This is a genomic window from Sanguibacter sp. 25GB23B1, from assembly GCF_040012415.1.
In the GTDB taxonomy this organism is placed as follows: Bacteria; Actinomycetota; Actinomycetes; order Actinomycetales; family Cellulomonadaceae; genus Sanguibacter.
Window position 1 is genome coordinate 209,456 of the sequence record NZ_JBDYKL010000002.1, and the last position, 14,114, is coordinate 223,569.

The 14,114-nt window shown below is 68.9% G+C and carries 11 protein-coding genes; 4 read left to right on the forward strand and 7 right to left on the reverse strand.

Going from position 1 to position 14,114, the window contains the following annotated elements; translation table 11 throughout:
* The first annotated feature begins 55 nt into the window (after positions 1–55).
* Both ABKW26_RS02360 and ABKW26_RS02365 read left to right on the forward strand, forming a co-directional pair.
* On the forward strand, positions 56–1,207 hold the full coding sequence (locus ABKW26_RS02360) for a glycosyltransferase family 1 protein (RefSeq protein ID WP_348590813.1): 1,152 nt from the start codon (positions 56–58) through the stop codon (positions 1,205–1,207).
* Positions 1,208–1,226: 19 nt separating this feature from the next.
* Positions 1,227–2,093, forward strand: coding sequence for a glycosyltransferase family 2 protein (locus ABKW26_RS02365; RefSeq protein WP_348590814.1), 867 nt, complete (start codon positions 1,227–1,229; stop codon positions 2,091–2,093).
* An 80-nt stretch (positions 2,094–2,173) separates the two neighbouring features.
* Here ABKW26_RS02365 and ABKW26_RS02370 read toward each other — a convergent pair whose 3' ends face one another.
* The 6 genes from ABKW26_RS02370 to ABKW26_RS02395 form a co-directional block, all read right to left on the reverse strand.
* A complete protein-coding gene (locus ABKW26_RS02370; RefSeq protein ID WP_348590815.1) occupies positions 2,174–4,591 on the reverse strand; it encodes an N-acetylmuramoyl-L-alanine amidase in 2,418 nt (805 codons plus the stop codon).
* A gap of 53 nt (positions 4,592–4,644) precedes the next feature.
* On the reverse strand, positions 4,645–7,623 hold the full coding sequence (locus ABKW26_RS02375) for a hypothetical protein (RefSeq protein ID WP_348590816.1): 2,979 nt from the start codon (positions 7,621–7,623) through the stop codon (positions 4,645–4,647).
* A complete protein-coding gene (locus ABKW26_RS02380; protein WP_348590817.1) occupies positions 7,620–7,910 on the reverse strand; it encodes a hypothetical protein in 291 nt (96 codons plus the stop codon). Before ABKW26_RS02380 ends, ABKW26_RS02375 begins: the two co-directional genes overlap by 4 nt.
* Before the next feature lie 389 nt (positions 7,911–8,299).
* On the reverse strand, positions 8,300–8,668 hold the full coding sequence (locus ABKW26_RS02385; RefSeq protein ID WP_348590818.1) for a DUF2304 domain-containing protein: 369 nt from the start codon (positions 8,666–8,668) through the stop codon (positions 8,300–8,302).
* Positions 8,665–9,408: a glycosyltransferase family 2 protein gene (locus tag ABKW26_RS02390; RefSeq protein WP_348590819.1), complete on the reverse strand. Its 744-nt coding sequence runs from the start codon at positions 9,406–9,408 to the stop codon at positions 8,665–8,667. Before ABKW26_RS02390 ends, ABKW26_RS02385 begins: the two co-directional genes overlap by 4 nt.
* 10 nt (positions 9,409–9,418) lie before the next feature.
* The gene (locus ABKW26_RS02395; protein ID WP_348590820.1) at positions 9,419–10,720 is read right to left on the reverse strand and encodes a hypothetical protein; all 1,302 of its coding nucleotides are present in this window, start codon (positions 10,718–10,720) and stop codon (positions 9,419–9,421) included.
* Positions 10,721–10,794: 74 nt separating this feature from the next.
* Here ABKW26_RS02395 and ABKW26_RS02400 point away from each other — a divergent pair, with 74 nt between their 5' ends.
* Positions 10,795–11,682, forward strand: coding sequence for a glycosyltransferase (locus tag ABKW26_RS02400; RefSeq protein WP_348590821.1), 888 nt, complete (start codon positions 10,795–10,797; stop codon positions 11,680–11,682).
* A 65-nt stretch (positions 11,683–11,747) separates the two neighbouring features.
* Entirely contained in the window at positions 11,748–12,848 is a 1,101-nt protein-coding gene (locus tag ABKW26_RS02405; protein WP_348590822.1) for a glycosyltransferase family 1 protein, read from the forward strand.
* A gap of 88 nt (positions 12,849–12,936) precedes the next feature.
* Here the strand turns inward: ABKW26_RS02405 and ABKW26_RS02410 are convergent, their stop codons facing one another.
* The gene (locus ABKW26_RS02410; RefSeq protein WP_348590823.1) at positions 12,937–14,112 is read right to left on the reverse strand and encodes a DegT/DnrJ/EryC1/StrS family aminotransferase; all 1,176 of its coding nucleotides are present in this window, start codon (positions 14,110–14,112) and stop codon (positions 12,937–12,939) included.
* Between the last annotated feature and the right edge of the window lie 2 nt (positions 14,113–14,114).

A 14,114-nucleotide genomic window follows, 5' to 3' on the forward strand; every position in this document is an offset into this window, starting at 1 on the left:
CCGCACGCGTGGACCACACCGACCTCCGTCGTGAAACCTGTCCTGAGAGAGAGCAATGCGAGTCCTCATCGACGCGACGTCCATCCCGGCCGACCTGGGCGGAGTGGGGCGGTACGTCGACGCCCTCGTCCCTGAGCTCGTGGCGGCGGGGGTCGAGGTGACTGTCGTCGTCCAGCCACGGGACAAGGAGCACTTCGCCTCCCGCAGCTCCGCTGACCTCGTCGTCGCGCCGACGTTCGTCGCGCGGCGCGCTGCGCGCATGCTGTGGGAACAGGTAGGGCTCGCGCGGACCGCCCGGCGCGTCGGCGCGGACGTTGTCCACAGCCCTCACTACACGATGCCTGCCCTGCTGCCGTTCCCTCGAGCCGTCACCCTCCACGACGCGACGTTCTTCAGCACGCCGGAGCTGCACCTGCGGACCAAGGCCGCCTTCTTCAGGCGCGCGACCCGCCGTGCGGTGCGCCACGCGGACTCCCTCATCGTCCCCTCGCAGGCGACGATGGACGAGGTGCTCCGGTACACGAGCTCGTCATCCTCCGACGCCGGCCGCTTCCGCGTGGCGTATCACGGCGTCGACACCGAGCGTTTCGTACCGACGAGTCGTGCCGAGCAGGACCGGGTCCGTGCGACGCTCGGGATCTCCGAAGCGCGGTACGTGGGCTTTCTCGGAACCTTGGAGCCGCGGAAGAACGTCCCGGCGCTCATCGAGGGATGGGTCGGTGCGGTGCGCGACCTCGTCGACCCGCCCGCGCTGGTTCTTGCGGGCGGCCCTGGCTGGGACGACCGGATCGATGCGGCGATCGCTCGTGTCCCCTCGGGCTTGACGGTGCGGCGGACCGGGTATCTCCCGCTGTCGGACCTGCCGGGCTTCCTGTCCGGGGCCACGGTGCTCGCCTATCCAAGCCTCGGCGAGGGCTTCGGGCTTCCCGTCCTCGAGGCCATGTCCTGCGGCGCCACCGTCCTCACCACGCGAGAGCTCTCGCTCCCTGAGGTCGGGGGAGACGCAGTTGCGTACTGCGGTACGGATGCGAGGTCGATCCAGGAGGAGCTCACCCGCCTGCTCGCGGACGACCGTGCGCGGAGCGATCTCGCCGCGCGCGCGATCGTCCGCGCGGGGGAGTTCTCCTGGGCTGCGGCGGCTTCAGCCCACATCGACGCGTACGAGCGAGCGATCGCGCACCACGCGACCAAGAGCTCGAGGGGCTGACGTCGTGGAGACAGAAGACGTGAACGAGCAGGTGGACGACGTGGCGGCGGTGCGGATCGTCACCGTCGTCTTCCATCCCGGCGAGGAGCTGGAACGTTTCGTGCAGTCGATCGCCGCAGCGACAGGACGCTCGACCCACCTCGTCGTCGTCAACAACGGGCCGATGAACGAGATCCTGCGCACGGTCGGTGCTCGTCCTGGGGTCAGCATCCTCGATGCCGGTGGGAACGTCGGCTACGGCACTGCGGCGAACCTCGGCGCCCGAGGTGCGCCTGGGGAGTGGGTCGTCGTGTCGAATCCTGACATCGTCCTCACACCAGGTTCGCTCGACCGCCTCCTCGCAGTGGGAGCGTCACGTCCCTCGGCCGGCTCGCTCGGGCCGTCGCTGCTCAACACGGACGGGTCGCTCTACCCGTCGGCTCGTTCCGTACCGTCGGTCCGCGTGGGAGTCGGGCACGCGCTCTTCGGGCGGGTGTGGGCGTCCAACCCGTGGAGCTCGCGGTATCAGGTCGTGCCCGGAGGGACCGCGCCGACACCTGTCGGGTGGCTCTCGGGGGCCTTCCTGCTGATGCGTCTCGACGCCTTTCGACAGGCCGGTGGGTTCGACGAGCGGTACTTCATGTTCTTCGAGGACCTCGACCTCGGAGAGAGGCTCGGGGCGCTCGGGTGGGAGAACGTCTACGTCCCGGATGCGCGTGTGGTCCATGACCAGGGAACCTCCTGGCGTCACACGCCCGTGCCCATGATCCGGGCTCACCACAGGAGCGCGCGCCGCTACATCCGGTCCCGCTACAGCTCCTGGTACATGGCTCCGTTGCGGTGGGTGCTCGTCGCGGGCCTGCGCTCACGCGAGGCCTTCGCCGTCCGGCAGGCCGGACGGCGCTAGCTGGGAGCTCGACGCACTCGCCGGTTGCCGAGAGCCGGGAACGGACAGGATCAACGCGTCCGCTCCCGGCACCCGTCGCGTCAGGACAGGGACAACGTGCCTCCGGCGAACGCCTGAGTCAGTCCTGGTCCCGTCCCTGTCGCATCGGCGATCGGCAGTCCGAGGGATCCTGTCGGTCCTCCCTGGGCGTACCAGGCGGTGCGAAGAGCGTTCGGCACGAGGTAGGCACCGACGCCGACGTTCGACACGATCCAGTCTCCGTCCGCGAAGGGGACGTACGTGCTCTTCCCCACGCCGATGAGGCGCTCGTCCTCCGTCGGGAATCCGACGCCCGTGGTGCCGCCCTTCGCCTGCCAGGCGGCGTAGGCCGGCCCGTTCAGGTGGTGGGCGCCCGTCGAGGCACTCCAGAGGACGATGCTCTCGAGGGAACCGCTGCGGAATGTGGCGAACGAGCCCTTCTTGTCCGGCGTCGCGGACTCGCTCACCGTCGGGTACCCCGGTCCGAGGACTCCGCCCACACGGAGCCAGGCGTCGCGCACGGGTCCGCCGATCGAATGCGTGCCGGTCGTGGGGTGCCAGAGGATCGACGCGACACGCCCACCTGCGGAGAAGTGCGCCCACGAGCCGACGCCGTCGGGAGCACGCGCCTCGGTGATGAGCGGATAGCCCATCCCGCGGACCCCTCCGGTGGCCCGCCAGTGGTTGAGGAACGAGCCCCCGATCGACTGGGCGCCGGTCGATGGGCTCCACAGGACGATTCCCTCGCGGGCGCCGTTGAGGAACTCGGCGTACGATCCCCGGCCGTCGGCCGTCACCGTCTCGTCGGTCTTGGGATAGCCCAACCCGGCGACGCCGCCCGAGCCGAGCCAGTGAGCACGGATCGTGTTGATGAGCACGTGCGTCCCGGTCGCCTGGCTCCAGACGATCGACCCCTGGCGGTCACCGCGGTCGTAGTCGGTGACCGAGCCCACGCCGGCCGCGTACTCGATCTTGGACGGGTATCCGAGTGCCGCAGCGCCGCCGGCCACCGTCCACTTGCTCCAGATCGCACTCCGGTGGACACCCGTGAGGAGGTTCACCCTGTTGCGGAGCTCGTGAAGGAACGCGTACCCGGCATTCCCGGGGCAACCGGTCGTCGAGACGTCGCGGTGCCCGAAGATCGTGTTGACGACGACCCACGTACCCACCGGGTGGCGAGACGACGCATGGCCGATCTCGACGAAGCCCTTCGTCGCCCAGGCGTCGAACTGGTACGACCCGCCCAGCTTCCACGCCATGATCCGTGCGACCGACTCCTTGAGGGCTGCGGGCGGCACGACCGTGTCGTACGTGCCGATCATCGACACCCCGAAGGACCCGGTGTTGTACCCGCCCGTGTGCGAGCCGATGGCCGCACGGTCGAGGCCTCCTGCCCGCCCCTCGAAGACCTGGCCGTACTTGTCGACGAGCACGTTGTAGCCGATGTCGCCCCAGCCGCGCGTCTGGGAATGGTAGGCATAGATCCCACGGACGATCCGTGCCGAGTCACCGGCGGCGTAGTCGTTGCTGCCAGCGGTGTGGTGCAGGACCGCGGTCTGCGCGGATTTCGCGTAGCGCGGCGTCCACTGCATGAGAGCTGGATCTGCACCCCACTGCTCTCGGGTGATCACCGAGACGGAACCAGCCCTGAACGCTGTCGCCTGGGCGGTCGCGAAGGCGCTGGGGATCTGTGCGTCCGTCGTGCTCGACGCAGGGTCGACGGTCACGAGAGACACCGAGGTGACCGCCGGGGCACCGGCACGCATGACCCTCACGTCGACCTCGGTGGCCTCACCGATGAAGAGTGGCTCGCTCGCGCCGCCCGTGGTGGTCTCGCCCGAGGGATCTGTCACCTCGAGAAGCTCCCACGGCGTCCACTCCCCGTCTGTCTCGCGCGCGCGGACCTCGACGGAGTCGGGCTGCTCGCCGGTCCACGAGACGCCGACCACCTCTGCTTCGCCCACGGTTGCGCGTCGCACGTCCGGGTCGGCCTCGACGACGGCGGCAGCGGACCCCTGGTCCTGACCGTCCGCGGTGTCGGTGCTCGGTGCCGTGCCGACGCCTGTGTCGTCTTGCTCGGGGGCCTCAGGCGGGGTGGTCGGCTCGTCCTCCGGCATCTCAGCCGTGTCTGGTCCGGTCGTCGCTCCGGACTCCGGTTCAGGCGTCGGTTCGGACGGGGACGGGTCCGGGGAAGGGGAGGGGGGCGTGGTGTCGTCCGTCGAGGTTGATCCATCGACGTCCGGTCCGGTGGACGTGCCGAGGGGCAGCGCGTCGAGAGGCAGGGAGAACATGGCGGTGTCGGGCGCTGCGACCGGGTCGATGTCGGGCTCGACGACGGAGTCGTCCATCCCGTCTGATGCAGTCTTGACCACGCTCGGCACGGTCGTCGTCGTTGCGCGGTCGGCAGCCAGCGAGAATGCCGGCACACCGGTGCCGAGCGTCAGTGCCAGCGTGGCACCGATGGCGGTGATCAGTCTCATGACGAGCTCCTGTGGGTCGAGTGCGAGAGGACTGCTGGACGATCACGTTCTGGCTACTTCGCCACGGTGACGACACCGCCCTGGAAGGTCTGGGAGATCGTGGTCCCCGTCTCCGTCGCGACGGACACCGGCAGGCCGAGGGAGCCCGTCGCGCCGCCTCGTGCGGTCCACGCGAGCTGCACCTGCGCGGGTACCACGAAGGAACCGGAAGCCGCGCTCTGGACGATCCAGCTGCCGTTGGTAAAGGGGACGCGAGTGGCTCCGGTCGTGCCGACCGGTGCCTCGTCCGCGGTGGGGAAGCCGATCGCGGTCACTCCGCCCGCGGCCTTCCACGTCGTGTAGGAGCGTCCGCTGAAGTGGTGGGCACCGGTCGGCGCGCTCCAGAGCACGATCCCCTCGACTCCGCCGCGGGTGAAGGTAGCGAAGGACCCGGTTCCCCCGGCCGTCGCAGTCTCGTCGGTCGTCGGGTATCCCAGGCCGGTGACGCCGCCGGAACGGACCCAGCTCTCTCGGACGGGTCCACCGACCGAGTGTGCCCCGGTCGAGGCGGACCAGAGCACGGTCCCTGTCCGGCCGTTGCGGACGAAGTCGACGAAGGCCCCGCCACCGTCGACGGTCACTGCTTCGGTCGACGTGGGGAATCCGAGCCCCGTGACGCCGCCGGTGCGCAGCCAGGCATCCCGCACAGGGCCACCGAGAGCGTGGGTGCCGGTGCTCGGCGACCAGAGAGCCGAGGCGGTTCGCCCGCCGTTGCGGAACTCGACGATCGACCCCGTCGCGCCGGGGACGGCGGCCTCTGTCGTGAGCGGGTACCCGAGGCCCGCGACGCCACCTGACCGGTTCCAGACGTCGAGGAACGTCCCGCCGAACGCGTGCGTGCCGGTGGTGGGTGACGAGACGACGACGGCGTCCCGCGCTCCGTTGAACGTCGTGATCGTGCCTGCGCCGTCGGCGGTGGCGATCGCCTCCGAGGTCGGATACCCGAGCCCGGACAGACCACCGCCTGCAGCCCACAGGGTGTGCACGGAGCCGGTGATCGCCCGCGCGCCGGTCGTCGGCGACCAGACGACCGAGCTGAGCGACTTGTCCCGGACGAAGTTGACGAACGCTCCCCTCCCGTCCGGCGTGGCCGCCTCGGTCGTGGACGGGAAACCGAGGGTGTTGAGGCCACCTGCTGCGAGCCAGGCGTCCCGCACCGGTCCACCCAGGCCGTGGGTACCGGTCGTGGGGCTCCAGTAGACGCTCGCCTGCCGGGTGCCGGTCGTGAAGTCGACGTACGAGCCGGTGACCCCGGGCGTCGCTGACTCCGTGATCGTCGGGTATCCGAGTCCGCGGACTCCGCCGGCCGCCTTCCAGTAGGAGTAGAAACCACCGCCGAACGCGTGCGCACCCGTCGGGGCGGACCAGAGCGCGATCGCGTCCCGGGTGCCCCTGAACTCGACGTACGAACCCTTGCCGTCGGCCGTGGCTGCTTCTGTCATCGTCGGATAACCGAGTCCGGCGACTCCGCCGCCCACCGTCCACAGGTCGAGGAAGAGGCCACCGAACGCCTGAGCGCCTGTCGACGCTGACCAGAGGATGATGCCCTCCCGCTGGTTGTTGGTGAACCTCGCGAAGGACCCCTTCCCGTCGGCGGCGACCGCTTCGTCGGCGAAGGGGGCGCCGAGCCCGGACGTGGTACCGCTCGCCACCCATCGGGAGCGGATGGCGTTCGTGATGATGTGGGCTCCGGTCGAGTCGCTCGAGATGATCGAGGCGTAGGCACCCGACGGCCGGAGGAAGTCCTGATAGCAGGTACCTGCTGTGCAGCGTTGCATCCCGAGAGCCCAACCGACCGAGCTCGCTGGGCCTCCGAGCTGTTTGTACTGCGTGTTGATCGAGCCGAGCGCTGCCGAGAAGCCGGTGCTCAGACCGTAGTAGACGGTCCCGTTCTGGAAGTCCTGTGTCCAGCCACCGGCGGCCGTCCACCGTTCGGCTCCGGTCGCGAGCCCGAGCGGTCCCCAGGCTGCGCCGGTGCCGACGTAGCCGGCGTTCACGCCGCCGATCGTCGTGACGACACCGGACGATGTCAGTGAGACGATCCCGCGGGTGAAGGTCTGCTGGTAGCCACCGTTCACTGCCACCTGGTTGCCCGTCGGAGGCCCGAGGAGCTCGGCGCCGCCTGCTCGGTACCACGTCGCGATCGTGCCGACGGTCTCGTAGGCGGGCGCGGCGAACCAGTCCTGGAAGTAGGAGTAGAAGTTCCGGTTGCCGTACGACGAGCACCCGTCACCGGAGCCGTAGCCGGCGGCGAGCGCCGCACCGTTCGGCTGGTAGGGCGTGTAGTTGTACAGGCCTGCCGTGGCCTGGTTCGCGATGTAGACGGGAGATGACCCGCATGCCGCGTTGGGGTGGAACCGGACGTTGTTCCACGCACCCGCGCGGTGGTTGTAGCTCGTGGGGTTGAGAGCGTAGTTCTTGAACTGCCAGGCAGCGCGGTACACCTGATTGAAGAACCCGTAGTACTGGGCGTCGCAGGCGGCGGTGTCGGGGCATCCGAAGCCCATCGCGATCTGGTAGCGGCGCGCCGTCAGGGTCTCCCCGGTGCCGAGGACGAGCCCTTGCTCCTTCTGGATCATGACGAGCAGAGCCCGCGCGCTGATCCCGCAAGCCTGAGCGACCTTGGCGATGATGGTGGCGGCTGCCTCGGCAGGTGCTCCGACGTACGGGCGGGTGCAGCGAGCGTCAGCCGCTCGATCCTGTGTCGCCTGGCTGTAGGACTTGAGGCAGGGGATGCCGGACGACGAGGGCTTGCAGGCTGCCCCCTTGGTGTTGAGGAACAGCTGGACGTCGGCTTCCGACATGTCCGTGCCGTTGAAGAACACCGCGTCGGAGACGAGGTTCCCGGGGTCGAATGCGGCAAGGTTGGCTGCTGCAGCCCTCGGCGCGCCCAGTGGCGCGACGGTGACCGCGACTGCGATACCCAGGGTGAGCGCCGCTGCGCTGAGGCTGGCGACCACGCGCAGGAAGTCGGAACGCAAGCGTGACGTCACGGGACCACGATTTCTACGAGTGTGGAGACCCCTGAGTGGATCGGCGAGGAGAACGAGAGCTTGGCGTCCCACGTTCCGCTCGTCAGCTGCGGGTCGTTGATCGACAGCTCTCCGCAGCTCGTGGTCCGCGCATCAGCGAGCGCGGCTCTGTCGACCGCGACCGTGACCCCGTTCCGCTCAAGGGTGAGAGTGCATGTCCCCTGTGCATCGACCACGTCGGCGTAGCCATTAGCGATCGCGGAGGTCGACTTTGCGTCGTATCCCCAATAAGAGAAGGTGACGGTCACCGGGGCCGTTGCTCCGGGACCGGGTGCAGGCTCTGTCGGTGGGTCGGTCGCGGCGGCCGGGTCGTCCGGGTCCTGCGAGGCGCCCTCGTTCACGGGTGTGCTGGGGGCTGTGGAGGAGGCGCTCGGTTCGGGGACGTCCGTCGGCAACCGCGTGACCTCTGCGGGGGTCCCTCCTGGTGTCGGGGAAGGCCCTGGGGTGCTGGAGCACCCGACGAGGCCGACGATCAGGAGTGCGCTCGTCGTCGCCGCAGCGAGTCGGGGCAGAGTGTGATGCATTGGTCGTTCCCCAGTACGTCGCGTTCCGCGGCACCTCACCTCGTGGTGCGTCTCGCGCACAGCAAAGCACACGTCCTGGCCGATGCGGCTCAGGCATGGCCGTGTGTTGACGGTCAGAGTTGAGGGGGACTGTCCTCGTGGCGGTGACGTGCGTCGTCGGTAGAGAGCTTGAGCAGCGCGAGCTCCTCCGCGAGCGTTCGTGTCCTCTCTTCGAGCGTCGTGAGGTTCGCGCTCAGCTGGATGCACACCGAGAGGAGGATCCCGAATCCCCCGACGAAGAGGAGGTTGATGGGAGTCTCCACGCCGGCGAGATCGGCGAGGAAGAAGGCCAGGCGAGGGAAGGTCCCGAGCACGACGACCACGAGCGCCAGGCTGATCCAGACGGCAGCGTACTTCTCGCGGATCCGTCGCGTGCGGAGCAGGAAGAAGAGGAAGGCGATCGCGAGCACGCTCAGCGTGACGGCGAACACGTACCCGCTCACAGGACGACCTCGGGCTCGAGGGGCTCGGTCGGTCGCGAGAGCGCGATGAAGAGTGCGAGGAACGCGCGCAACAGGAAGATGGCCGCCTTGACGGGACTGTGGGACGCAGTACCACCGGCCCGTGGCCGCATCTCCACACCGACCTGACGGACCGCGACCCCGGCGCGCGCAGCGATCACGAGCGCCTCGACGGTGTCGCCGAGGTACTCAGCGGGGTAGTTCGAGGCGAAGAGACGGATCGCCGTCCGGTCGCACGCCTTGAAGCCGGAGGTGGTGTCGGTGAGCTTCGTCCCGGTCACTCGCGAGAGGATCGTCGAGAGGACCTTCATGCTCCACCAGCGGGGGCCTCGTGCCCGGTAGCTCCCTGTCCCGGCGAAACGCGCCCCGATGACGATGTGGACGTCCGGGTCGGCGAGGGCATCCAGCAGCTTGGGCACGTCTCGCGGGTCGTGCTGACCGTCCGCATCGAGCTGGACCGTCCGTGCGTAGCCGTTGCGGAGAGCGAACTTGTAGCCGGCGCGCATCGCGCCGCCGACACCGAGGTTGACGGGGAGATCCAGGACGAGGGCGCCGTGGTGGGCGGCGACGGCCGCGGTGCTGTCAGTCGACCCGTCGTTGACCACGAGCACGTCGACGTCCGGGAGCGCTGCCTCGATCTCGGCGATGACGCCTGGGAGAGTGATCTGCTCGTTCCACGCGGGGACGATGATGAGCGTGCGCTCGCCGGGCTGGGGCACCATGGGGTCAACCCTACCGGCTCTGGACGCTCGCCCGTGCGATGCATACGACATGCACGACGCACCCGACGAGCGGCCCAGCCATGAGGCTCGTGATGGCGCGGGTCTCGATGGCGAACGGGAGGAGGAGGACGCCGATCGAGACGACGCTGGCCACCACCCAGCCGGTGGCGTAGGCGGTGTGGTGACCGAGAGCGAGCACCGCAGCACCCGTGAGCGTGAGGACGGCGAGCAGACCGGCAGCGAGCGTGAGGGACGCGAGGATCGCACTGGCGACGTCGTAGTCGGCGCCGAAGACCGACCGCATGATCCACGGGCCGGCAGCGGCGGCGAGGCCTGCGCCGACGACCGCCACGGCGAGGACGGCGCCGGCGGTGCGGGCGAGGACGGCCACACCGCGGTGGCGGTTCTCGAGGAAGTGCGTGATCGCGACGCCCTGATACGACGCAAGAGGGATGAGCAGCGGAGCACGGGTCAACGAGATGGCCAGCAGCAGCGGTGCCGACGCCTTGTAGACGCTGGTCTCCGACGTGATGAGCAGGGCTATCGGGAAGCCCACGACGATGGTGGCCGACGAGGCCGACGCGATCATCGACCGACCCACGTTCGCGGCGAAGGTGCGCAGCCCGACGTCGGCGCGGCTGCTCGCGGCGGTACGCAGCGACGGCATGACGAGGATGAGCAGGAGCCAGATCCCCGCAGCCACGGCAGAGGCGACCTGGATGCCCAGCAACCCCGTGGCGGGCGCGCTCGCCACGACGACGAGACCGAGCCGCACCGCGGCCTCCGTGCCGACGAGCAACGAGTAGCTCTCCCAGCGTCCGAGCCCGCTCAGTGCACCGGCGAGAGAGCAGTGGCCGGCGAACGCGACGGCCCCGAAGCACGTCGCCGCCACGAGCGCGACGGCGTGGTCCCCGAAGAGCGTCGGTGCCCACGCGGGAGAGGTGGCGACGACGGCCACCGCGAGCAGTGCGCCGACGAGCAGCCCGCTGGAGAGAGCCCGCGGGCGACCGGTCTGGTCGGCGTCGGGAGCCTGCAGGCTGTTGCGGACCGCGCGCGTCGTCTCGTTCTGGACGCCGCTGAGAAGGCCGAAGAGCGCGAAGAGAAACGACCAGAAGGCGATGAACGTCGCGTTGTCCTGCGGGCTGAGCGCCCTCGTCGCGACGAAGAGGACCAGAAGCCCGGAGGCGGCCGCGACGATCGAGGAGAGACCGACGCTCGTGGCGCCGCGCTGGCTGATGGTCGAGGTCTTCTCGCGGGGCATCTCTTCTCCAGGACGCTGGAACCAGACGGCGATCGACGGTGCGCGTCGCACGTGCGTTAGGGTCGGGCTCGTCGCCAGCCGGCCGTCGTCCGCGGCGCCACACTATCGCGAAAGGATGCGCCACCGTGCCCCTCGATATCCTCGTCCCCTTCTGGGGTGAGCTCGCGATGCTGCGACAGACTGTGGACAGCGTCCTCGCTCAGACGGACGACGACTGGCTCCTGACGGTCATCGACGACGACTACCCAGGCACAGAGGTCGCCGAGTACTTCGCCGGCATAGACGACCCACGCGTCCGCTACGTCCGCAACGAGACCAACGTCGGCATCACCGAGAACTTCCGGCGCTGTGTCCGAGCAGCCACGCAGGAGCGGATCGCCGTCGTGGGCTGCGACGACATCCTCCTGCCGAACTACGTCGAGGTCGTGCGCGCCGCGCACGCGGCGCACCCAACGGTCGACATCATCCAGCCTGGCGTCCAGGTGATCGACGAGACCGGGACCGCGAGGACCACCCTGGTCGACGTCGTCAAGCAGCGCGTCGTCCGGCCACGTACGCGGGGCCGCCGGATCGTCGGCGGAGAACCGCTGGCAACGAGCCTCCTCACCGGGGACTGGCTCTACTGGCCCTCGCTCGCGATGCGACGCGAGCGACTGCTCGAGGTCGACTTCCGGGACGGATTTCCGATCATCCAGGATCTCGCGCTCGTCATCGACCTCGTCGCGTCCGGCAGCTCCGTGCTCATCGACACGACGGTGTGCTTCGGCTACAGACGGCACTCGGAGAGCGCATCCGCGGTTCGGCTCGTCGACGGATCGCGGTTCGAGGGGGAGCGAGCCTACTTCGACGTCGCGGCCCGCCTCATGACGGATCTCGGCTGGAAGCGCGCGGCCTTCGCTGCCCGTGCGCGGGTGACGTCGCGCGCCCACGCTCTCACTCTTCTCCCGAAGGTTCTGCTGGCCCGTGACGCGCGCGGCGCCAAGGTGCTCGCGCGGCACGCGTTCCTGCCCTGAGCGGCCGGCGCCTGGACCTGTGACGGTGGTCGGACGAGACTGACCGACTGCTACGATCCTCGACTGTGACCCGTGTACTCGTTGACCTCATGTCCTATACCGGTACCAAGGGCGGCATGGAGACCTACGCCCGTGAGCTCTACCGGCAGCTCGGTTCGATGGGCGCCGGATACGAGTTCGTCGGGTACGCCTCCAAGGAGTTCATGGCGCTCGACCACTCCTGGTTCCCCGGCGAGATCGTCGACTCCGGGATCTCCGGCGAGAACCGTTTCCAGTGGGCGTACGGCGAGCTGTTCGCCGTCTCCCGCGCGGCCAAGCGGCTGCGCGCCGACCTCATCCACTGTCCCGCGCTGCTCGGTCCGCTCCGGTCGGCGATGCCGACGGTCATCACGATGCACGACCTCCTGTACTTCAGCCACCCCGAGCTCATGACGGTGCCGTTCTACACCGCGCCCGTGAAGTGGATGGAGAAGAGGGCCTCGCGGAACGCCACGCGCATCCTCACCGACAGCGAGTCGTCCAACCGCGAGATCCAGAAGTACCTCAAGTTCCCTGCGGACCGCATCGACGTCGTGCTCCTCGCGGGCACCGCGGCTCCGTCCGCCATCGAGGCTGAGAAGACCCGTGTCCCCGACCTCATCATCGCGGTCGGCAACCGGCGTCCCCACAAGAACTTCCAGGGTTTGGTCCGCGCCATGGCGCTCGTCGACGAGGCCGTCCGCCCCCGTCTCGTCGTCACCGGCAGCCGCGGCGACGACCCGTTGAAGCCGATCGTCGAAGAGCTCGGGCTCGAGCAGTGGGTGGACCTGCGCAGCTGGGTGTCGCCCGAAGAGCTTGAAGAGCTCTATGCGACCGCGAGCGCGCTCGCGATGCCCTCGTTCTGCGACGGTTTCTGCCTCCCGGCGCTCGAGTCCATGATGGTCGGCCTCCCCGTCATGCTGTCCGGGATTCCGGTCTACCGTGAGGTGGGCGGCGAGGCTGCCCTCTACTTCGACCCGAACGATCTCGACTCGATCGCACACGCGATCACCCGGGTCGCGACCGAGCCCGAGCTTCTGGAGCAGCTCGCGGCTGACGGTCATGAGCGCGTCAAGCTGTTCTCGTGGGAGAAGGTTGCGGTCGAGACGCTCGCGAGCTTTGAGAAGGCTCTCGCAGCCTCTCGCTGAGAGAGCTCTCCTCGCTCGACATCGAGCAACGACCAAGGCGCCGGCCCCTCACCAGGGGGCCGGCGCCTTCGTCGTGCGAGCGGTGCTCTCAGCTGAGCCGCTCGAGCACCTCGCGGACAGCCTCGAGGCCGTCAGCGATGTCGTGCGGGTGGTTGCCCACGAAGAGACCGTCGACGTGGATCTTGTCCGCGGCGGGCAGCTCGTCCGGGACGATGGCGTCCAGGTGCTTCATGACGGGGTTCTTGGCGAAGTTCCCGGCGACGATCGGACGGGACTCGACCCCGGCCTCGCTCAGGGCCGCGACAACTTCGGAGCGGCGACCCGAGAGCGATCCCTCGAGGACGAGCGAGAAGCCGAACCAGCTGCTCTCGCCGATCTCCTTCTGGATGCGGACGAAGGGCAGTGAGCCGAGCTTGGCCTTGTAGTGGACCGCGTTCGCCCGGCGGCCGGCGACCAGTGCCGGGACCTTCTTGATCTGGTGGATCCCCAGCGCACCGGACATCTCGACGGGACGCACGTTGTACCCCGGCAGGACGAAGCGGAAGAGGTCGTCGAACGCGTCGCCGGTCTTCGTGTGGACGAAGTTCTCGTCGGGCAGGTCACGGGTCCACCCGTGCGAGCGCAGGGACACGAGGATCTGTCGCGTCTCCTCGTCGTCCGTGAGCACGACACCGCCCTCCATCGTGGAGATGTGGTGGGAGAAGAAGGTGCTCAGCGTTCCCATGGTGCCGAAGGTGCCTGCGGAGCGACCCTCGAACGTCGCGCCGAGCGACTCGCAGTTGTCCTCGATGAGGACGAGGCCGCGCTCGTCGGCGAGAGCCTGGAGCGTGGTGAAGTCGTTCGGGTTTCCCAGCAGGTTGACGACGAAGACTGCCTTCGTCTTCGGTCCGACCGCGGCGGCGGCGAGCTCGAGGTCCATGTTCAGGGTGTCGATGTCGATGTCGACGAACTTGGGGATCAGACCGTACTGCGTGAGCGGGTAGTACGTGGTCGCCCAGGAGACGGCCGGGACGAGGACCTCGTCGCCCCGGTTGAGGTCGATGTTCGGGTTGAGCACGGCCGCGGCGATCGCGAGGAGGTTCGCGCTGGAGCCGGAGTTGACCATGACGGCGTGCTTCGCGCCGAACGCGTCGGCGCAGTCGCGCTCGAACTGCGCGACCCGCGGGCCCATCGTGAAACGGCCGCTCTCGATGACTTCCTGGAGAGCGGCGTACTCGTCTGCGTCCCAGGAGGACGTCGCGAGCGGGAGCGCTGATGATGACATGA

Coding starts and splice junctions, on each gene's coding strand:
- ABKW26_RS02390 (WP_348590819.1), bottom strand. CDS start 9,408: ATGGTGCCCCAGCCCGGCGAGCGCACGCTCATCATCGTCCCCGCGTGG.
- ABKW26_RS02370 (WP_348590815.1), bottom strand. CDS start 4,591: ATGAGACTGATCACCGCCATCGGTGCCACGCTGGCACTGACGCTCGGC.
- ABKW26_RS02360 (WP_348590813.1), top strand. CDS start 56: ATGCGAGTCCTCATCGACGCGACGTCCATCCCGGCCGACCTGGGCGGA.
- ABKW26_RS02410 (WP_348590823.1), bottom strand. CDS start 14,112: ATGTCATCATCAGCGCTCCCGCTCGCGACGTCCTCCTGGGACGCAGAC.